Source organism: Pseudomonas sp. OV226, from assembly GCF_003148705.1.
GTDB lineage: Bacteria > Pseudomonadota > Gammaproteobacteria > Pseudomonadales > Pseudomonadaceae > Aquipseudomonas.
Window position 1 is genome coordinate 1 of sequence record NZ_QGGS01000011.1, and the last position, 18351, is coordinate 18351.

At 59.7% G+C, this 18351-nt stretch carries 22 protein-coding genes and 1 pseudogene; 12 read left to right on the plus strand and 11 right to left on the minus strand.

Annotated elements, in window-relative coordinates; translation table 11 throughout:
* The 4 genes and pseudogenes from C7534_RS33115 to C7534_RS18115 all read right to left on the minus strand — a co-directional run.
* Positions 1–192 (minus strand): annotated as a pseudogene (locus C7534_RS33115) (hypothetical protein); the annotation flags it as partial.
* 645 nt (positions 193–837) lie between these two features.
* A complete protein-coding gene (locus C7534_RS32525) occupies positions 838–1404 on the minus strand; it encodes a hypothetical protein (protein WP_158283924.1) in 567 nt (188 codons plus the stop codon).
* Positions 1405–1852: 448 nt separating this feature from the next.
* Entirely contained in the window at positions 1853–2692 is an 840-nt protein-coding gene (locus C7534_RS18110; RefSeq protein ID WP_109786581.1) for a nitrilase family protein, read from the minus strand.
* Positions 2689–4188: a purine-cytosine permease family protein gene (locus C7534_RS18115; RefSeq protein WP_109786582.1), complete on the minus strand. Its 1500-nt coding sequence runs from the start codon at positions 4186–4188 to the stop codon at positions 2689–2691. Before C7534_RS18115 ends, C7534_RS18110 begins: the two co-directional genes overlap by 4 nt.
* A 145-nt stretch (positions 4189–4333) precedes the next feature.
* On the opposite strand from C7534_RS18115, the gene C7534_RS18120 reads away from it, so the two are divergent.
* Complete coding sequence (locus C7534_RS18120) at positions 4334–5236, plus strand: LysR family transcriptional regulator (protein WP_109786583.1); 903 nt, start codon at positions 4334–4336, stop codon at positions 5234–5236.
* A gap of 49 nt (positions 5237–5285) precedes the next feature.
* On the opposite strand, the gene C7534_RS18125 is transcribed toward C7534_RS18120, so the two are convergent.
* A complete protein-coding gene (locus C7534_RS18125; protein ID WP_046032455.1) occupies positions 5286–5819 on the minus strand; it encodes a cysteine hydrolase family protein in 534 nt (177 codons plus the stop codon).
* Positions 5820–5889: 70 nt separating this feature from the next.
* On the minus strand, positions 5890–7617 hold the full coding sequence (gene ggt / locus C7534_RS18130; RefSeq protein WP_109786584.1) for a gamma-glutamyltransferase: 1728 nt from the start codon (positions 7615–7617) through the stop codon (positions 5890–5892).
* Between the two features lie 150 nt (positions 7618–7767).
* On the opposite strand from ggt, the gene C7534_RS18135 reads away from it, so the two are divergent.
* Entirely contained in the window at positions 7768–8283 is a 516-nt protein-coding gene (locus tag C7534_RS18135) for a methylated-DNA--[protein]-cysteine S-methyltransferase (protein ID WP_109786585.1), read from the plus strand.
* Positions 8284–8289: 6 nt separating this feature from the next.
* Here C7534_RS18135 and C7534_RS18140 read toward each other — a convergent pair whose 3' ends face one another.
* Complete coding sequence (locus C7534_RS18140; RefSeq protein ID WP_109786586.1) at positions 8290–8883, minus strand: NUDIX domain-containing protein; 594 nt, start codon at positions 8881–8883, stop codon at positions 8290–8292.
* A gap of 111 nt (positions 8884–8994) precedes the next feature.
* Complete coding sequence (locus C7534_RS18145; RefSeq protein ID WP_046032460.1) at positions 8995–9432, minus strand: hemerythrin domain-containing protein; 438 nt, start codon at positions 9430–9432, stop codon at positions 8995–8997.
* Between the two features lie 146 nt (positions 9433–9578).
* Between C7534_RS18145 and C7534_RS18150 the strand changes: the two genes are divergently transcribed.
* On the plus strand, positions 9579–10007 hold the full coding sequence (locus C7534_RS18150; protein ID WP_109786587.1) for a GNAT family N-acetyltransferase: 429 nt from the start codon (positions 9579–9581) through the stop codon (positions 10005–10007).
* A 5-nt stretch (positions 10008–10012) separates the two neighbouring features.
* On the opposite strand, the gene C7534_RS18155 is transcribed toward C7534_RS18150, so the two are convergent.
* A complete protein-coding gene (locus C7534_RS18155) occupies positions 10013–10363 on the minus strand; it encodes a hypothetical protein (protein WP_046032462.1) in 351 nt (116 codons plus the stop codon).
* Between the two features lie 149 nt (positions 10364–10512).
* Here C7534_RS18155 and C7534_RS18165 point away from each other — a divergent pair, with 149 nt between their 5' ends.
* From C7534_RS18165 to C7534_RS18205, 9 genes are all read left to right on the plus strand, one after another.
* A complete protein-coding gene (locus C7534_RS18165; RefSeq protein WP_034146936.1) occupies positions 10513–10761 on the plus strand; it encodes a hypothetical protein in 249 nt (82 codons plus the stop codon).
* A gap of 20 nt (positions 10762–10781) precedes the next feature.
* Positions 10782–11111, plus strand: a complete 330-nt coding sequence (locus C7534_RS18170; protein WP_109786666.1) for a DUF6388 family protein — start codon at positions 10782–10784, stop codon at positions 11109–11111.
* A 25-nt stretch (positions 11112–11136) separates the two neighbouring features.
* Entirely contained in the window at positions 11137–11841 is a 705-nt protein-coding gene (locus C7534_RS18175; RefSeq protein WP_109786588.1) for a YoaK family protein, read from the plus strand.
* A gap of 212 nt (positions 11842–12053) precedes the next feature.
* Positions 12054–12446 carry a sulfurtransferase complex subunit TusD gene (gene tusD / locus C7534_RS18180; RefSeq protein ID WP_109786589.1) on the plus strand — a complete coding sequence of 131 codons (393 nt, stop codon included), beginning with the start codon at positions 12054–12056 and terminating at the stop codon, positions 12444–12446.
* A gap of 1 nt (position 12447) precedes the next feature.
* A complete protein-coding gene (gene tusC / locus C7534_RS18185; RefSeq protein WP_109786590.1) occupies positions 12448–12810 on the plus strand; it encodes a sulfurtransferase complex subunit TusC in 363 nt (120 codons plus the stop codon).
* Complete coding sequence (gene tusB, locus C7534_RS18190) at positions 12810–13103, plus strand: sulfurtransferase complex subunit TusB (RefSeq protein ID WP_109786591.1); 294 nt, start codon at positions 12810–12812, stop codon at positions 13101–13103. The genes tusC and tusB overlap by 1 nt, the downstream gene beginning before the upstream one ends.
* On the plus strand, positions 13100–13435 hold the full coding sequence (locus C7534_RS18195) for a TusE/DsrC/DsvC family sulfur relay protein (protein ID WP_046032468.1): 336 nt from the start codon (positions 13100–13102) through the stop codon (positions 13433–13435). The genes tusB and C7534_RS18195 overlap by 4 nt, the downstream gene beginning before the upstream one ends.
* Complete coding sequence (locus C7534_RS18200; RefSeq protein WP_109786592.1) at positions 13432–14433, plus strand: glycosyl transferase family protein; 1002 nt, start codon at positions 13432–13434, stop codon at positions 14431–14433. Before C7534_RS18195 ends, C7534_RS18200 begins: the two co-directional genes overlap by 4 nt.
* Before the next feature lie 90 nt (positions 14434–14523).
* Positions 14524–15525: a glutathione S-transferase family protein gene (locus C7534_RS18205; RefSeq protein ID WP_109786593.1), complete on the plus strand. Its 1002-nt coding sequence runs from the start codon at positions 14524–14526 to the stop codon at positions 15523–15525.
* A gap of 135 nt (positions 15526–15660) precedes the next feature.
* Here the strand turns inward: C7534_RS18205 and cysG are convergent, their stop codons facing one another.
* Positions 15661–17055 carry a siroheme synthase CysG gene (cysG, locus tag C7534_RS18210; RefSeq protein WP_109786594.1) on the minus strand — a complete coding sequence of 465 codons (1395 nt, stop codon included), beginning with the start codon at positions 17053–17055 and terminating at the stop codon, positions 15661–15663.
* Complete coding sequence (gene serS / locus C7534_RS18215) at positions 17056–18336, minus strand: serine--tRNA ligase (protein WP_046032472.1); 1281 nt, start codon at positions 18334–18336, stop codon at positions 17056–17058.
* Positions 18337–18351 lie beyond the last annotated feature (15 nt).

Sequence of the window (18351 nt, forward strand, 5' to 3'; positions counted from 1 at the left end):
ACCACCACCACCACCACCACCACCACCACCACCACCACCACCACCACCACCGCCACCGCCACCGCCACCATCTTTGGCATAGGCACTCGAGTCATGGGAAATGGAATCTGGTACTAAAACAATGGAAGCCGAAAGGACGCCACCGATTGCCAGCGCCAGTAACCCTCTCTTGAAAAGCAGGTAAGTGTTCATCGTGCATTCTCCAGGTGATTTGCCACGAGCTGAGCCAACGCAATCAGGTTGCAATCCGGGAGCGGCATGGGATCAACCCCGTAGCTTTAAAATTTCTTAAGAATAATTTTCGTGGGAAATTTTCCCGCTAGACGTAAGTTAGTCCTTTCTGACTCCGGGTCAACCCGCGCAGGAGAAAGCCGACCGATGGCTAGGGGCACGAATGGAGATGGGGGTTGCCCTTACGGCGTGGTATGCGCTGTATGTCTGGCGCGTTTCTTGATCGCCATACGAAAAAAAGTCGCAAACCCCGCGTCTATTCAGGGCTTGCGACTCATTGCCGATACGTCCCTCAAACGCTCGGGACGTTTTCTTCGGGTATGCCAGCCGTGTTCGTTCGGAACGTGCTGGCCTAGTTCTGTACCTCAACCGCGTCGAAATCCGGCGCGTCCGGGGCATCTGGGGCGTCCGCCACATCCTCTCTGGCGGCCCTCGCCTCAGCTTTGGCAGCCTCTCTGGCTGCGTTCGCGTCAACTTTAGCTGCGTCCCTGGCTGCATCGGCAGCAGCCCTTGCAGCATCTCTTGCTGCATCTGCATCTCGTCGTGCGGCGTCCCTGGCTGCATCGGCAGCCGCCCTGGCAGCGTCTCGGGTTGCATCTGCGCCCGCTACGCCAGCAGCTTTTGCAGCATCCCTGGCTGCATCCGCCTCGGCTCTGGCGGCATCTCTAGCTGCATCTGCAGCAGCTTTTGCAGCGTCCCGGGCTGCATCTGCATCATTTCTGGCAGCATCTCTGGCTGCATTTGCATCGTTTCTGGCAGCGTCCCTGGCTGCATCTGCGGCATCGTTGTCATCGTTGTCATCGTTGTCACGCGCATTGCCTGGGCCTCTGTTCCCAGCAACACCACCATGGTCAGCGTCGCCGCGCCCCGGGCCTGCATGACCGTTACCGTCATGGCCTCCAGCACCATGATCGCCGCCAGCGCCATGGTCGCCGCCGCCGTGACCACCACTTCCGGAGCCACCGCCGTCGCCACCGTGACCACCGCCTCCGGAACCTCCATTGCCTCCATTGCCGGAGCCACCGCCACCGCTGCCGCCACCGTGACCACCACCGCCGCCGGAGCCTCCATTACCAGAGCCTCCGCCACCGTGACCGCCTCCGCCGTCTCCACCGTGACCACCGCCACCGCCGTGGCCTCCTCCACCACCGCCGCTGCCGCCATCTTTGGCATACACGCTGGAGAAACTATTGATGTAATCAGGCACCAGAACAGTCGATGCCGACAGGACTCCGCCGATTGCCAGAGCCAATAAACATTTCTTGAGCAGCATGATGCACCTCCACTTGGAGTTGCGAAGTCATCTCCGTATCGAACGCAATATCCAATGAGTTCCCGGCCGCCCATTGAAGCGGCCAGCCAACCGGCGCGGCCATGAATATGCAGCAACAACGAGCAACTGCGGTTTCCGCACGGTCCTTCAGAGCCAGTCAGCATCTCTTGTGGGAAATATTCCCACAGCTATAGGTTAGTACTGTCAGCCCGGGTGTCAACAACCGAATATCAGGACCAAGGAACGCGCAGGAGCAAAAATCTCAATCAATCCCTTTTGAGAATCGTCCAACAGTCGCCCCTTCCCTGCCACCGCACCCGGTGACAGAAACAGCGGCGATCTAGCGCTTCATCCCTCGACGCCCCCATACAACCCCTGCCGCCGATCCCGGTGCAAATCGTTGCGTGCACTGATGCGTTTGTTTCGCGCCTCGGCAAGGTTGAGGGTTGCCAGCAGAATCTGCTCACCACCCTGCTCGGCCGGTCCTGCCAGCGGATAACCATCCGCATCGACGATGACCGAGCCTTGCACCCACCCGACACCGCGCTCATGCCCATGCCGGTCACACGCAGCGATGAACATCCGGTTAACTGAAGCATTGGCCTGAACCCGCACCACTTCCGCCGCCCGCTCGGTGGGAGGCCTCGGTCCGTCCGGCCAATTGACCGGAGCGCACAGCAAATCCGCGCCGGCCAGTGCCGGGAGCCGCACCCACTCAGGGAACTCCAGGTCATAGCAAATCAGCATGCCGATTCGCCCATGAACCGTTTCAACCACCGGCGGCGCGGCGTTACCGGCGCTGAATATTTCACGCTCGGCATCCCAGAGGTGCGCTTTGCGGTACACGGCGCGCAGGCCTTGGGCATCAATCAGGGCGGCACTGTTGGCCAACTCATCGCCCTGCAAGCGTTCGCAGAATCCACCGACTACGACGATGTTCAGTTCGCGGGCGAGTGCCTCCCACAGGCGCAAGGTTGGCCCCTCTGTCGGTTCTGCCAAGGACAAGGCCTCGCTACGGTGGTTGAACACGTAACCGCTCTGCACCAGTTCTGGAAGCACCACAATCTGTGCGCCTTGATTCGCCGCTGAACGAATCGCGCGTTCGCACAGCGTCCGGTTGTAAGCCAGATCGCCGACTCTCGGTGCCACCTGGCAGCAGGCGACCACCGTTTTCTTTGCGCTGTTCAACGCGCCTCCTCAACAGGCTGTTTAGCCATGGAAATAATGTCGTCCTCGGTAATCGAATCGATGATCCGGCGTTCGGCCGCGAGGTCTATCGAACGACTGAGGAGGTAATACGTCAGGCCCGACACCACCAGTCCCACCAGCCAGGCAATGTCCACACCTTCCAGCATGCGCGCCAGCGGACCGACGAATACCTCTTTGTTGGCAGACGCATCAAAGATGTAGAAGAACGGCACCATCGCGGCAAAACCGATCAGGTACGAGACGATGCCGCGAAATTGCCAAGCGCCGTAGATGCCCTTCGGCGTGAAGAAATGCGGGATCGCGTAGCGGCCCTTGCGCACGAAAAAGTAGTCCACCAGATTGACGGCGGTCCAGGGCACGAGGAAGTACAGCAACAACACGAGGAAGGTGTTCAACAACGCGATGCCATCACCTTTGATCGACAACACGCAGGTCAACAGGATGATGCTGATCACGCTGATGGACATGACTCGGGCACGCGGTGTCGGCGTGATCTTTTTGATCGAGTCGACACCGGTCAGCAACGTCAGCATGGCGCTGTAAGTGTTGAGCGCGATGATCGGCAGAAAGCCCGCCACCGAGACAATGACCAGCACATTGCCCAAGCCCGGAATCATCGAAGAGCCGACCTGGTTCAACGCCACCAGCGCATCCGCCGCTTTCAGTTGCTGCGCCAGCCACGCACCGAGGCCGATCATCCAGCCACCGGACAGCGAAGCGCCGATGAACACCGCGGCGATCAATTTCGGGCGGCTGGTGTTTTTCGGCAGGTATCGGGAATAGTCGGACACATAGGGCGCATAGGAAATGTTGTAACTCGCACCGATGGCAAACAGCGTGGCAAACGCAACCCAGTTGAAACCCAGGTCTGTCGCCGGGGTGACGCCTTCCTGGCCGGCACCGAACATCAAGGCGATGGTCACCAGTGCATACAGGGGCAACGTCGCCAACAATGCCCATTTGAACGCTTTGTGCATCAGGTCATGGCCGTAGATCGACAACAGCGCGCCAATCAGTACCACCGCCACGGCGACAATCGTCGGGTCGAAACCGAAGACATGTTCCAGGCCGTTCATGATCAGCGAGATGTTCACCACGTTGAAACCGACGAACACAAACATCGTCGCCATCAAGGCCAGGATCACACCGCGATAACCAAACTGGGCGCGGGACTGGATCATTTGCGGAAGGCCCATCTCCGGACCTTGCGAGCCGTGAAACGCCATGAAAATGGTGCCGAACATAATGCCCAGCGCACCGGCCAGCAGGGTCCACAGCGCCGACAACCCAAGGCTCGGGCCGACAAAACCGATGGAGATGGTGAAGAAGTGGAAGTTGCCCAGAAACCAGAAAGGCCCCTGGCTGCTCAGTTTGGCGTGACGTTCATTTTCCGGAATGTAATCGATCGAGTGGCCTTCGATGGCCAACCCGCTGCTCGCTGCAATGGCGTGCACAGACTGCGGAGAACCTGACATACGATTGTTCCTATGCTGGTAATTGTTGTTTTTATGGGCAAAGCGCCGGTTTCATTGCAATGTAGGGCGTTAGTCAGGGCGGTAAAATATCGCAGGCACACTGTTTACATAGATCGGCATCTATGTGGCAAACAGGGGGGCACACATGCTGGGCACTGTATCGGAACTGGATTTGCGCTTGATCCGGGTCTTCCTGACTGTCGTTGAGGCGGGCGGAATATCGGCCGCGCAAACGGCGCTCAACACCACTCAACCCACCATCAGTGCGCAATTGGCGACGCTCGAAGCGAGGGTCGGGTTTCGTCTGTGCGAGCGAGGTCGCGGCGGGTTTTCGGTGACGCCCAAAGGGGGGCAGTTTGTCGAAGCGGCCCGTCGATTGCTGGCGGCGGCCGAAGGGTTTCGGGTTGAGGTCCAGCACATCAATCGCAAGGTGTCGGGCAACATCAACATCGGCCTGCTGGGTCAAATCGATCCATCCGCCAACAAGAACATCGCCCTGGCCATCGCGCGTTTGCGCTCGCAACATGAAGGCCTGTACTTCCACTTCACCGAGCTGTCGTCATCCTTGCTGGAAGAAAAAATCATCAACGGCCATATCGATCTGGCCATCGGGTACTTCTGGCATCGTTTGCCCAACATCGATTACTTCCCCTTGTTCAAGGAAACCCAAATCGCCTACTGCGCCCCGGCGCACCCATTGTTCGATCACGTCGGCGCACTGACCCGCGATGACGTCCGCGATTACGATTGGGTCTGGCCCAGCCACCCGCTGCCGGAAATGCCCGCGCCCACCACCCTCGAGCGGTTGACCGTACTCACCGACAGCATGGACGGTGCCGCCCTGCTCATTCTGTCGGGCCAGCACCTGGGCTTTCTGCCACAGCACTACGCGGCCAAGCATCAACAACTGGGGCAGTTGCATCCGCTGAACCCTGAGCAGTTGCGCTATGAAGTCGGCTTCCATGCTGCCGTTCGGCATTCGGCGCGGCAGCGCGACGTGGTGAGTGCATTCCTCACGGAGCTGATCGAGATTTTTGCTGCAACGTAAGTTCACAAACAACTGAATGTGCCTGCGTGGCGGGTCGTTTCGCCGCGGCTCAGATTTTGATCTCACCCGCCGGCATGACGTCGATACGCGCCACCGAACCGGTCAGGTGCGCCAAGTCCTTATTGTGCTCGACGATGATGTCTTCGGCACTTTGGTTACCGTTGTCGACGGTGGAGTGCGCGTCGGCCGCCAGCACCACGTCATATCCCATTTTCAGTGCCTGGCGCACGGTCGCGTTGACGCAATAATCGGTTTGCAAACCACAGATGATCAGACGCTCGAATTCCTCTTTCGACAGCAGCTGTTGAAGGTTGGTCTGATAGAACGAATCCGGTGTGGTTTTGCGTACGTAATAATCCTTGGGCTCGGCTTCCAGGCTTTCGGCCAGTTGCCAGCCGTCGGTGTCATATACCAGAGGGCCACCCTCTTCTTCATGCTGAATGAAAACAACCGGCACCCCGGCTATCCGGGCTCGGGTGCTGAGGTGGTTGATGTTCTCGATGACGCGGTTGATCTCGAAGCACGCGTACTCGCCCGAGCACAGTGCCCTCTGGACGTCGATAATTAGCAGTGCGGTAGCCATGGCCCCTTCCTTGATCAGTCGGTAGATCAGGGGACGAAAAAGCAGATCCGTCCCCTGTTAAACACAACCCTTAGTAACCGAGTGACAACCCGGTGTTACGGCGTGGGTCGTTGGCGCCGTAGAAACGGTTTTTGCCGACCGGTTTGCCGCCCAGCGAAGGCGCACCAACCAGGATTGCCGCCACGTGGTTGGCATCCTGTGGCCCGGCAAACTTGTGACCCCAGCTTTCGAGGATTTTCACCGTGTCCGGGCTGGTGGTGAAGGTCTCCAGGTTGGTTTCTTCGGGCAACCATTGCTGGTGGAACCGCGGTGCATCCACCGCTTCCTGGATGTTCATGCCGTAGTCGATCACGTTGAGCATGGTCAGCAAGGTCGCAGTGATGATGCGGCTGCCGCCCGGGGTGCCGACGACCATCACGACTTTACCGTCCTTGGTGACGATGGTCGGGCTCATCGACGACAGCGGTGCTTTGCCGGGTGCGATAGCGTTGGCCTCCCCTTGCACCAGGCCGTACATGTTCGGCACACCGATTTTCGAGGTGAAGTCGTCCATTTCGTCGTTGAGGATGACCCCGGTTTTGCTGGCCATGACGCCAGCGCCAAACCAGTCGTTGAGGGTGTAGGTCATCGACACCGCATTGCCCCACTTGTCGACAATGGAGAAGTGCGTGGTGTTGCTGCCCTCATGCGGCGCTACGCCGGGTTTGAGCTCGCTGGAGATAGCGGCCTTTTTCGGGTCGATGGCATCGCGGATTTTGGTGGCGTAATTTTTATCCAGCAGATGCGCGATCGGATTTTTCACGAAGTCCGGGTCGCCGAGGTAGCTGTTGCGGTCCACATAAGCGTGGCGCATGGCTTCGATCTGATAGTGCATGCCCTGGGCCGAGTGGTAGCCGAGGTCTTTGATCGGGTAGCCTTCGAGGATGTTCATGATCTCGCAGATCACCACCCCGCCGGAGCTCGGTGGCGGTGCCGACACCACGTGATAGCCCCGGTAATCGCACTCAATCGGCGCCAGTTCTCGGGTCTTGTATTTGTCGAGATCGGCCTGGGTGATGATGCCTTTGTTGGCCTGACTGGACGTGACGATGGCGTCGGCGACCCACCCTTTATAGAAACCGTCGGCACCCTTCTCGGAAATTTCCCGCAGGGTTTTGGCCAGGTCTTTCTGCACCAGTTTTTGTCCGACCTGCATCGGCTCGCCGTTGCTCAGGAAAATCGAGCCCGAGTCCTTCATGTCTTTCTTGAACACGTCGGTGGCGTAGTCCAGCAAATCGACATCGCCCTGCTCCAGGACAAAACCGTCTTCCGCCAGTTTGATCGCCGGGGCAATCACTTCCTTGCGCGGCTTGGTGCCGTACTTGGTCAGGGCCAGTTCCATGCCGGACACAGTCCCCGGCACGCCGACGGCCAGGTGGCCACGGGTACTGAGGTCGGGGACGACATTGCCTTCTTTGTCGAGGTACATGTTGGCGGTGGCAGCCAGCGGCGCTTTTTCGCGGAAATCGAGGAACGTCTTGCGCCCGTCCGCCAGCTGAATGGTCATGAAACCGCCGCCACCGAGGTTGCCCGCTGCGGGATACACCACCGCCAGCGCATACGCCACCGCGACGCCGGCATCCACGGCGTTGCCGCCGTTCTTGAGCACATTGACCCCCACCTGGGAGGCCAGATGTTGGGCGGTGACCACCATGCCGTTTTCGGCCGCAACCGGGGCTACGGAAGCGGCATGGGCAGTCAGGCAACTAAGCGCCAAGGAGGTCGCTATGAGCGATTTGGCAAAAGGTTCGTACTTCATCAGTCGGTCTCTTTTTTGTTTTTGGGCTCTGCACAAAACAGAGTGAGCAGTTCAAAAGCACAGGCAAGTATGGTCGGGATTACGTATTGCGCCTCCCCGTCGGAACAGTATGCTGGGCCTCTATTCAGCCCTTCTGCGGAGTCCGCCAGCATGACCTACACCTTCACCACTCTGGCGTCTCCGGTTGGCGAACTGAAGCTGGTAGCGAAAGACGCAAGACTGGCGGCCATCCTCTGGGAAAACGACAAACCGAACCGGGTTCGGCTTGGCCCGATGCACGAAGCCCCGGACAACCCGATTCTGGTACGCGCCGCTCAGCAGTTGCAGGAATACTTTGCCGGCACGCGCGATCGCTTCGAGCTGGAACTGGATTTTGCCGGAACGGAATTTCAGAAGAAGGTGTGGGCGGCGCTGCTGACCATCCCGTTCGGAGAAACGCGCAGCTATAGCCAGATAGCCAAGCAAATCGGCAATCCGAGCGCAGTTCGGGCAGTGGGAGCCGCGAATGGCAAGAACCCGATATCGATTGTGGCGCCCTGCCATCGGGTGATCGGGGCCTCGGGAAAACTCACCGGGTTCGCCGGAGGGCTTGAGGCGAAGGAACGTTTGCTGACGCTTGAGGGTTGCGAATGGGCAGGCGCCAGCAGGATGGATGATTTGTTTTGATGGACGCTAAGGTGTCGCGAAGATGTTCTTCATCGCCGCATATTGCAGCAGCATGATGGTCTTGGCGTCGCAGATCTCCCCGCGATAAAACGCTTCAAGTGCCTCATCGAACGCCCACTCCAGCACTTCCAGTTCTTCGGTCTCTTCTTCCAGCCCACCGCCTTCGCTGACTTTTGAAGCAGCGTCGTATTCGGCGATGAAAAAATGCAGTTTTTCAGTGACCGAGCCGGGGCTCATATACGACTCGAAGACCTTCTGCACATGGTGCACGCGGTAACCGGTTTCTTCTTCGGCTTCGGCGCGGATGCGTTCTTCCGGCGCGGCACCTTCAAGTAAGCCGGCGGCCACTTCGATCAGTAATCCGTCATGGCCGTTGACGAACACCGGCAAGCGGAACTGCCGGGTCAGCACCACGGTTCGCTTCTGGCGATTGAACAGCAGAATCGCCGCGCCGTTACCACGGTCATAGACCTCGCGGGTCTGGCGCTGCCAGTCGCCGTTGTTACGCTGATAGTCGAAGGTGATTTTCTTCAGCAGATACCAGTCGTGGGACAACACCTGGGATTGGATGATGTTGACCCGTTCGGCTGTGTTCGCCATGGCACCGCATCCTTTTTCGTGAAAAGTGCTCATGGTAGGCGAAAACGAAAAAGCCTGGCATCTCCCTAATGCGAACCTTGTAGCAGCTCCTTAACGGGTCCAGCCACAGGCTCAGGACAACTGAGCCTTGTATTCCTTCTCGTACTGGCCGGCCAGCGCTTCTTTTTGCTTGTCATCGAGCAGTTTGCCGGCCATCTGGAAGAACTTCTGCTCTTCCTCCTTGAGGTGATGATGAACCTTCTCGGACAGCTTTTTCGCGGTCACAAGCCATGACGGGCTGGACATCTCGGTGCCGTCCAGTTCCTCCATCATTTCGTCCATCTCGTGGTGTTCGGCGATGGCATGGCGGCTCAGGTCGACGCCGTTGTCGAATTCCATCAGCGGGATATAGAAGTGGCGTTCTTCGGCAGTAGCGTGGGCTTGAAGCTCGGACTTGAGTTGCTGGTAAGCCTCGACCCGCTCCGGGGTGTCACCACTGGTTTTGATCAGTGCCTTGGCATAGGTCCTTTGACGTTCGTGGCTTTCGCGCAGGGCTTCGAAAATATTCACGGGTTGTCCTCATCGGCGGCGTTCCGGGGTGACGCTGTTTAGGCTAGACATCCGTGCCACCACGACGGTTCCTTTGGTGCGCCAGGGATAGAACAAACGCCATCACCACGCTAGGCTCCTGATTCATTGCCATAAGTATGTCGCTCATGCCCCTGCGAATTGAACAGTCGCAAAACCCCACTGATGAACAACGTGAGGCCATCCTCACACCACTGCGCGCCTACAACGCGGCTCAGGCCGGCCCGTCCAATGCGCAACCGCTGGCCTTGCTGGTGCGCGACGACCACGGCGAGATTCTCGGCGGGTTGTATGGCCGCTTCTTTTACCAGTGGTTGTACATCGAATTGCTGTCGGTGCCCGAACAGGGCCGGGGACAGGGCCTGGGCTCGAAGTTGATGCAGATGGCCGAAGATCTCGCACGGGAAAAGGAATGCGTGGGAATCTGGCTGGACACCTTCGACTTTCAGGCGCCGAAGTTTTACGAAAAGCTCGGCTACAGCGAGCTGGGCCAGATTGCCGACTACCCGCCCGGCCACAAGCGCTTATTTTTTCAGAAGCGCCTGATAAACGCCTGAATCGCTTACAAACAGGTCGCCAACGCTGCCAAACGGCGCTTGGCGACGAAGTCGTCATGTTGCGCGTAGTAACTCAGCACGGTACCGGACGCATCGGTGGTCACGTCCACAAAGGACTCCGCCGACCGCGTGTAGACGGTCGACCCGCCCTTTTTGCCAGGCTGCAGATAAGCGGCGGCATCGACGCCGAATACCGCTTCGTCCTGCCAGGAAAACTGCACGCACTGGGCCACGGCCAATGACGGCTTGTCCGAGTTCAGGGTTTTGTACGGGGTCTTGGTACGAGCATCGTCCATCACCGAGCCCGCGCATCCCGCCAGCAACGTTACGGCCAGCGCCACCATCAGAATTCGCATTGCATTCGCTCATCAAGAAAAAGCGGACTGTATCACCGTGGCGCGCCGTTTCGTTCTGCTTTACTTCATTTATACCGCGACACCGCGCGATGATTCGCGCACCCTGTCGCGCCATTCATGCCGCATCGCGTCTATTTCTGGAAAGCCCAATGACACCCAACGCCGAATTCTACAAACCGACCACCGAATACGCCGACAAACTGATCAGCCAGATCGGCCAGACGCCTTCCTGGATCGCCAAGCGCATTGGCGTCACCGACAAGCGCATTCGTTACATCCTCGACGGCGAACGCACCGTCAAAGGCGAAACCACGCCAATCCAGATGACCTACACCGAACAGTTCGCCCTCGAATGCCTGGCGGCAGCGGCCAAGGCCAGCAAGAAGCAGTCTTCGTAATCCATTCTCAAGGAGCGACCATGGCGGCAACTGAACAGCAACACGAGCAGGCGCTGAAGAAGTTTCTCGACGAGCGCCCTGAACTGCGTCACGAACTCGACAACCTCAACCCGCTGCTGGCACAAGCCAAGGGTGAAACCCAGGCGCAGTATCGCGACGAGCGCTTGCATGAAGCGTTCGAAGATGAGGCCGAGCGCCAAGGGTTGTTCGCCTGGGAACTGACGCTGCAAATGACTGCCGCCACGCCTGCGGACTATCAAGCCCAACGCCTGGAAGTGCATAAGGAAGTGGCGGAAATGGCGGGCATGGAATGGCTGGACTATTGCGAGTTGTACGGGATACAACCGTAACCACCGTTCAAGGATGTCATCGCCCATGCTGCCTTCCGCCTCAACCTCCCACGCCAGCCCCGGTCACCTGCGCACGCAAAAGTGGCGTGGGCGCATAGGCATGACACTGGTGGCCATGCTCTCGGTCCTCGCCGGAATGACCGACGCCATCGGCTTCATGGCCAGCGGCGATTTTGTCTCGTTCATGAGCGGCAACACCACGCGGCTCGCCGTGGCCATCAGCGTCGGCGATCTGGGGCTGACCGGGCGTTTGCTGCTGCTCGTGGCCACCTTCATCGTCGGCAACGCCTTGGGCATTGTCGTCAGCCGCCTCGGCGGGCGACGGGCGCTGCCCTTGATGCTGACCATCGCCGCGTTGCTGTGCGCGGCAGCCACCTGGCCTTACGACGAACAATTGCCCGCGCTGCTGGCGGCGATCATCGCCATGGGCATGCTCAATGCCGCCGTCGAGGAAGTGAACGGCCTGCCGGTTGGCCTGACCTATGTCACCGGCGCCCTGTCGCGCTTCGGACGGGGGCTGGGGCGCTGGATGCTCGGCGAACGGCGCAATGGCTGGCGCGTGCAACTGATTCCCTGGACCGGGATGTTCGCCGGGGCTGTCCTTGGGGCGGTGCTGGAACATCATTTGGGGCTTCAGGCATTGTTCGCCAGCGGATTGCTGGCGGGTGTGCTGGGGGTGGTGTCGTTGAAGATTCCGCGGCGCTGGCAGTTGGGGTATATGCCGCGTTGATTCAGGCGTTGCCTGTTAGACCGCTATCGCGAGCAGGCTCACTCCTGCAGGTGGTTGTGGTGAAACTGCAATCTCAGGCATCACCCAACCTCCTGCAGGAGTAAGCCTGCTCCGGGCGGCGTTCCGACGATGAGGCCCGCCCAGACAACATCGATTTAGCCGCCCCGCCGATAAAGCTTTATCATGGCCGCAGTTTGTTGATCGAGTCCGTCATGAAATTCGCCATTGCGCTGTTTTCCGCCGCCCATGCGCCCTCCTCGCGCCGCGCCTTGCTGTTCGCTCAGGCTGCGCTGGCCGGCGGGCATGAGATTGTCCGGTTGTTTTTTTATCAGGATGGCGTCTACAACGCGTCCGCCAGCGTGGTCACGCCGCAAGATGAGCTGGACGTGCCCAAGCAATGGCGCACCTTTGTCAGCGAGCACCAACTGGATGGCGTCGTGTGTATCGCCGCGGCCCTGCGTCGCGGGGTATTGAACGAAGAAGAAGCCGGGCGTTATCAACGTGACGCCGTTGCCGTGGGCGCGCCGTGGGAATTGTCCGGTCTGGGGCAATTGCATGACGCGGTGCAGGGCGCCGACCGTTTGATCTGCTTTGGAGGCGCGTAAGATGCCTAAATCCTTGCTGATTATCAGCCGACAGGCGCCTTGGTCCGGACCAAATGCACGCGAAGCACTGGACATCGTCCTCGCCGGCGGCGCCTTCGATCTGCCCATCGGCCTGCTGTTTCTCGATGACGGGGTGTTCCAGCTCGCCGCGAAACAGGACGCCAAGGCATTGCAACAAAAAGACCTGAGCGCCAACCTGCAAGCCTTGCCGATGTTCGGTGTCGACGAGCTGTTCGTCTGTGCCGACAGTGCCGCAGAACGTGGGCTGGACCCGAACAGCCTGCCGCTCGAAGAAGCCCGGGCGCTGACCGCTCACGAAATCACCGCCCTTATTGACCGCTACGACCAGGTGATCACCCTCTGATGTCGACTTTGCATGTGTTGTCTCACTCCCCGTTCGGCGACGATCGCCTGAGCAGTTGCCTGCGCGTGATCGGCGCGAACGATGCGCTCTTGCTGAGCGGCGACGCGGTGTATGCCCTGCAGCCGGGCACTGCGCCTTTCAATACGTTGAACACTCGCGCCCTGAACCTTTTCGTGCTGGCCGAGGATGTTCAAGCCCGGTCCATTGAAACCCCGGACTGGGCCAAGGCCATCGATTACCCGGCCTTCGTCGATCTGTCGATTCACCATGACAAGGTCAACAGTTGGCTATGAATTCCCTGACGGTCGGCGCCCGCGCCATCGAGTTGGACAAGGACGGTTTTCTGGTCGAACTCAGTGACTGGTCTGCCGACGTCGCTGCCGCCCTGGCCGCCGCCGAAGACATCGAGTTGAGCCCCGAGCACTGGGAAATCCTCGAACTGCTGCGCCGTTTCTACGACGAGTTCCAGCTGTCGCCGGCCACCCGCCCCTTGATCAAATACACCGCATTGAAGCTCGGCCCGGAAAAAGGCAACAGCCTGCACCTCAACCGACTGTTCAAAGGCACCCCCGCCAAACTCGCCGCGAAACTGGCGGGCCTGCCCAAACCGACGAATTGCTTATGACCGACTTCCCAGCGCTGACCCTCGAAACACCCGCCGAGCATCCGTTCGCCCAGTTCGTGCGAATCCTCGGTAAAGGCAAGCGCGGCGCCCGCGACCTGACACGTGAAGAAGCCCGCGAAGCCATGGGCATGGTGCTCGACGACAAGGTCGAAGACACCCAGCTCGGGGCGTTTTTGATGTTGCTGCGACATAAGGAAGAAAGCGCCGAGGAAATGGCCGGTTTCACCGAGGCCCTGCGTGAACGATTGCAAGCTCCCGTCTTAAATGTCGATCTGGACTGGCCGACGTATGCCGGCAAGAAACGTCATTTGCCGTGGTACCTGCTGGCGGCCAAGTGCCTGGCGCAGAACGGCGTGCGTATCTTCATGCACGGCGCGGGCGCACACACGGCCGGTCGGCTGTACAGCGAACAACTGCTCAATGACCTGAACATCCCCCTGTGCCGCGACTGGCAACAGGTCGGTGATGCACTCGATAACGGTGGCCTGGCGTTCATGCCGCTGGTGGATTGGGCGCCGCAACTCCAGCGCATGATCGACCTGCGCAACACCTTGGGCCTGCGTTCGCCGATCCATTCCCTGACGCGCATCCTCAATCCGCTGGGCGCTCGCTGCGGCCTGCAAAGTATTTTCCACCCCGGCTATCAGGCCGTGCATCGCGATGCCAGCGGCTTGCTGGGCGACACGGCCATTGTGGTCAAGGGCGACGGCGGCGAGATCGAGATCAACCCGGACGCCGACAGCCATTTGTACGGCACCACGGGCGGCGAAAGCTGGGATGAAGAATGGCCGCAACTGTCGGCCCAGCGTCACGTCAAACCGGCGTCCCTCGACCCCGAGCATTTGAAGGCCGTCTGGCGCGGCGACGTGGTCGACAGCTATCCGCAAATGGCCCTGATTTCGACCATGGCCCTGGCCTTGCGCGGGCTCGGTCAGAGCCGCGAGCAAGCCTTCGAAACCGCCGAGCAGTATTGGGTTGCACGCAACAAATCTATTTAACCGATCATTTTCTCCCGATCTTTGCGCTTTTGGTTCAGGTTCATGGGAATAGACTCAACTCCAACGATTATTGGTTCAGGAGTCTTGAACATGGGTTTGTTAGTCGATGGCCGTTGGCAAGACAAGTGGTACGAAAGCAGCAAGGACGGCGCTTTCCAGCGTGAACAGGCGCAACGTCGCAACTGGGTGACCACCGACGGCAAACCGGGGCTGACGGGCGTCGGTGGCTTTGCCGCCGAGGCCGGTCGCTATCACCTCTACGTGTCCCTCGCCTGCCCGTGGGCCCACCGCACGCTGATCCTGCGCAAACTCAAAGGCCTCGACAGCCTGATCGACGTCTCTGTAGTCAGTTGGCTGATGCTGGAAAACGGCTGGACCTTCGACCAGAGCCTGGGCTCCACCGGTGACAAGCTCGATCACCTCGACTTCATGCACCAGCGCTACACCACCGACACTGCCCACTACACCGGCCGCGTCACGGTGCCGGTTTTGTGGGACAAGCAGCAGAATCGCATCGTCAACAATGAATCGGCGGAGATCATCCGCATGTTCAACAGCGCATTCGATGACCTGACGGGCAATGATCTGGATTTCTATCCGCAGCCACTGCGCGCCGAGATCGATGCGTTGAACGAGCGAATTTACCCCGCGGTGAACAACGGCGTTTACCGGGCTGGATTTGCAACGTCGCAACAGGCCTATGAAGAAGCGTTCGATGGCTTGTTTGAAGAACTGGATCGACTGGAGCAGCTATTGGGCGCCAACCGCTATCTGACGGGTGAATACCTGACTGAAGCGGATATTCGGCTGTTTACCACGCTGATCCGTTTTGACGCGGTGTACTACGGGCACTTCAAATGCAATCTGCGACGGATTGCCGATTATCCGAACCTGTCGAATTGGTTGCGTGAGATTTATCAGTGGCCGGGAATCGCCGAGACGGTGGACTTCACCCACATCAAGAGCCACTACTACGCCAGCCACAAGACCATCAACCCGACGGGGGTTGTGCCTAAGGGGCCAGAGCAGGATTTCAATGCGCCGCATGACCGGGCGCGGTTGAACGGGAAAGGGGTTTGGCGCAGGGCCTGAGATTTTTGCAGATGCTGATCGTTCCCACGCTCCGCGTGGGAATGCCGCCAAGGACGCTCCGCGTCCCGTTTGTGACGCGGAGCGCCAAGGAATTCATTCCCACGCAGAGCGTGGGAATGATCAGTTAGCCGGTTTCTAGACCTGCCCCTGAGCCCCTTCGAACCACGCCAGTTTCTCGCGCAGTTGCACCACTTCGCCCACGATCACCAGCGTCGGCGCATGCACTTCATGCTCCGCCACCAACTGTGGCAAATCCGCCAAGGTACCGGTGAATACACGCTGATTAACGGTGGTGCCCTGCTGGATCAACGCTGCTGGGGTGTCCGCCCCGCGACCGTGCTTGATCAATTGCTCGCAGATGATCGGCAAGCCCACCAGGCCCATGTAGAACACCAATGTCTGCGCCGGCGCGACCAGATCGGCCCACGGCAGATCGGTGGAACCGTCCTTCAAATGTCCGGTAACAAATCGCACGGACTGCGCGTAATCGCGGTGAGTCAACGGAATTCCGGCATAGGCCGCGCAACCGCTGGCCGCCGTGATACCCGGCACCACCTGGAACGGGATGCCCTGGGCCGCCAGCTCTTCGATCTCTTCACCGCCGCGACCGAAGATGAACGGATCACCGCCCTTCAACCGCACTACACGCTTGCCGGCCTTGGCCAGGACCACCAATTGCTGGTTGATCTGATCCTGCGGCACAGCGTGATCGGCGCGGCGCTTGCCGACGTAGACCCGCTCGGCGTCGCGGCGGCACAACTCCAGAATCGCCGGAGCCACCAGACGGTCGTACAGCACCACATCGGCTTGCTGCATCAGGCGCAGCGCCTTGAACGTCAGCAGATCGGGATCCCCCGGCCCTGCGCCCACCAGATATACCTCACCGGTGGTCACTGGCGCCTCGCCATCGACTTTCGCTTGCAGCAGACGCTTGGCTTCGGCGCCCTGTCCGGCTAGCTGGCGGTCGGCAATTGGCCCCTGGAATACGTCTTCCCAGAACGCGCGGCGCTGCTGCACATCCGGGAACAGTTTTTTCACCTGATGGCGAAAGCCTGCGGCCAGTCCGGCCAGATGACCATAAGTGGAAGGAATCCAGGTTTCGATCTTGGCGCGGATCAAGCGTGCCAACACCGGCGCATCGCCGCCGCTGGACACGGCAATAATCAAGGGGGAACGATCGACAATCGCCGGGAAAATCACGCTGCACAGCGCAGGTGCATCTACCACATTGACCGGCACACACCGCCGATGAGCATCGGCGGAGACTTGTGCGTTCAACGATTCGTCGTCGGTGGCGGCAATGATCAGCCCGCAACCGTCCAGATCCGCCTCGATGTAACCACGCAATAGACACTCGCCACCGCTGCCGGCAACCAGTTCGCGCAGTTGCAGTTCGATTTCAGGTGCAACCACCCGCAGCAGCGCACCGGCATCGGCCAGCAGGCGGGATTTGCGCAAGGCAATTTCCCCCCCACCGACGACCAACACACGACTGCCGCGCAGGTTGTGAAACAGCGGCAGATAGTTCATTTAGCCGATGACCTCAATGCCACCCATGTATGGCTTCAGCACTTCTGGCACACGGATCGAACCGTCGGCCTGCTGATAGTTTTCCAGCACCGCGACCAGGGTACGACCGACTGCCAGGCCAGAACCGTTCAGGGTGTGAACCAGCTCAGGCTTGCCGGTTTCCGGGTTGCGGAAACGCGCTTGCATACGACGGGCCTGGAAGTCGCCGCAGTTGGAGCACGACGAAATCTCGCGGTATTTGTCCTGGCTCGGAATCCACACTTCCAGGTCGTAGGTCTTGACCGCGCTGAAGCCCATGTCGCCGGTGCACAGCGCCAGGGTCCGGTAAGGCAGTTCCAGCAGTTGCAGGACTTTCTCGGCGTTGGCGGTCAGGCCTTCCAGTGCTTCCATCGAGGTCGATGGCTCAACGACCTGGACCATTTCGACTTTGTCGAACTGGTGCTGACGGATCATGCCGCGCGTATCACGACCCGACGCACCGGCTTCACTGCGGAAGCATGGCGTGTGGGCAACGAATTTGATCGGCAGCAGTTTCGAATCGACGATTTCGCCGGCCACGATGTTGGTCAGCGACACTTCAGCAGTCGGGATCAGGTACAGATCGGCTTCGCCTTCGCGAGTGATCTTGAACAGGTCTTCTTCGAATTTCGGCAACTGACCGGTGCCTTGCAACGCCGGGGCCTGAACCAGATAAGGCGTGTAAGCCTCTTCGTAGCCGTGCTCGGTGACGTGCAGGTTGATCATGAACTGCGCCAGGGCGCGGTGCAGACGGGCAATCGGGCCACGCAACAGGGCGAAACGCGCACCCGACAGCTTGGCGGCGGTTTCGAAGTCCAGCCAGCCGAACTTTTCGCCCAGGGCGACGTGGTCCTGAACCGGGAAATCGAAGGCGGTCGGAGTGCCCCAGCGGCGCACTTCGACGTTGCCGTCTTCGTCATCGCCCACCGGCACCGATTCGTGCGGCAGGTTCGGGATGCCCAGCAGGATCGAATCCAGATCGGTCTGGATCGCGTCCAGCTCGACTTTACCAGCGCTCAATTCGTTCGCCATGCGCTCGACATCCGCCATCAACGGCGCGATGTCTTCACCGCGCTGCTTGGCCTGACCGATGGATTTGGAACGGGCATTACGTTCAGCCTGCAGTGCTTCGGTGCGGGTCTGGACGGTCTTGCGCTGTTCTTCCAGCGCTTCGATGCGCGCAACATCCAGCACAAAGCCACGGGATGCCAGGCGGTCCGCTACGTCCTGAAGGTTGCTACGTAACAGTTTGGAATCGAGCATGTCGGTTTCTCGTTT

Excerpts from the sequence above, each read along its gene's own strand:
- C7534_RS18150 (WP_109786587.1), top strand. The coding sequence starts at position 9,579 with ATGCCCCTGCGAATTGAACAGTCGCAAAACCCCACTGATGAACAACGT.
- C7534_RS18125 (WP_046032455.1), bottom strand. The coding sequence starts at position 5,819 with ATGGCTACCGCACTGCTAATTATCGACGTCCAGAGGGCACTGTGCTCG.
- C7534_RS18175 (WP_109786588.1), top strand. The coding sequence starts at position 11,137 with ATGCTGCCTTCCGCCTCAACCTCCCACGCCAGCCCCGGTCACCTGCGC.
- C7534_RS18155 (WP_046032462.1), bottom strand. The coding sequence starts at position 10,363 with ATGCGAATTCTGATGGTGGCGCTGGCCGTAACGTTGCTGGCGGGATGC.
- C7534_RS18165 (WP_034146936.1), top strand. The coding sequence starts at position 10,513 with ATGACACCCAACGCCGAATTCTACAAACCGACCACCGAATACGCCGAC.
- C7534_RS18205 (WP_109786593.1), top strand. The coding sequence starts at position 14,524 with ATGGGTTTGTTAGTCGATGGCCGTTGGCAAGACAAGTGGTACGAAAGC.
- tusC (WP_109786590.1), top strand. The coding sequence starts at position 12,448 with ATGCCTAAATCCTTGCTGATTATCAGCCGACAGGCGCCTTGGTCCGGA.
- C7534_RS18170 (WP_109786666.1), top strand. The coding sequence starts at position 10,782 with ATGGCGGCAACTGAACAGCAACACGAGCAGGCGCTGAAGAAGTTTCTC.
- ggt (WP_109786584.1), bottom strand. The coding sequence starts at position 7,617 with ATGAAGTACGAACCTTTTGCCAAATCGCTCATAGCGACCTCCTTGGCG.
- cysG (WP_109786594.1), bottom strand. The coding sequence starts at position 17,055 with ATGAACTATCTGCCGCTGTTTCACAACCTGCGCGGCAGTCGTGTGTTG.
- C7534_RS18195 (WP_046032468.1), top strand. The coding sequence starts at position 13,100 with ATGAATTCCCTGACGGTCGGCGCCCGCGCCATCGAGTTGGACAAGGAC.
- C7534_RS32525 (WP_158283924.1), bottom strand. The coding sequence starts at position 1,404 with ATGCCAAAGATGGCGGCAGCGGCGGTGGTGGAGGAGGCCACGGCGGTG.
- tusD (WP_109786589.1), top strand. The coding sequence starts at position 12,054 with ATGAAATTCGCCATTGCGCTGTTTTCCGCCGCCCATGCGCCCTCCTCG.
- C7534_RS18140 (WP_109786586.1), bottom strand. The coding sequence starts at position 8,883 with ATGGCGAACACAGCCGAACGGGTCAACATCATCCAATCCCAGGTGTTG.
- serS (WP_046032472.1), bottom strand. The coding sequence starts at position 18,336 with ATGCTCGATTCCAAACTGTTACGTAGCAACCTTCAGGACGTAGCGGAC.
- tusB (WP_109786591.1), top strand. The coding sequence starts at position 12,810 with ATGTCGACTTTGCATGTGTTGTCTCACTCCCCGTTCGGCGACGATCGC.
- C7534_RS18200 (WP_109786592.1), top strand. The coding sequence starts at position 13,432 with ATGACCGACTTCCCAGCGCTGACCCTCGAAACACCCGCCGAGCATCCG.
- C7534_RS18120 (WP_109786583.1), top strand. The coding sequence starts at position 4,334 with ATGCTGGGCACTGTATCGGAACTGGATTTGCGCTTGATCCGGGTCTTC.
- C7534_RS18135 (WP_109786585.1), top strand. The coding sequence starts at position 7,768 with ATGACCTACACCTTCACCACTCTGGCGTCTCCGGTTGGCGAACTGAAG.
- C7534_RS18115 (WP_109786582.1), bottom strand. The coding sequence starts at position 4,188 with ATGTCAGGTTCTCCGCAGTCTGTGCACGCCATTGCAGCGAGCAGCGGG.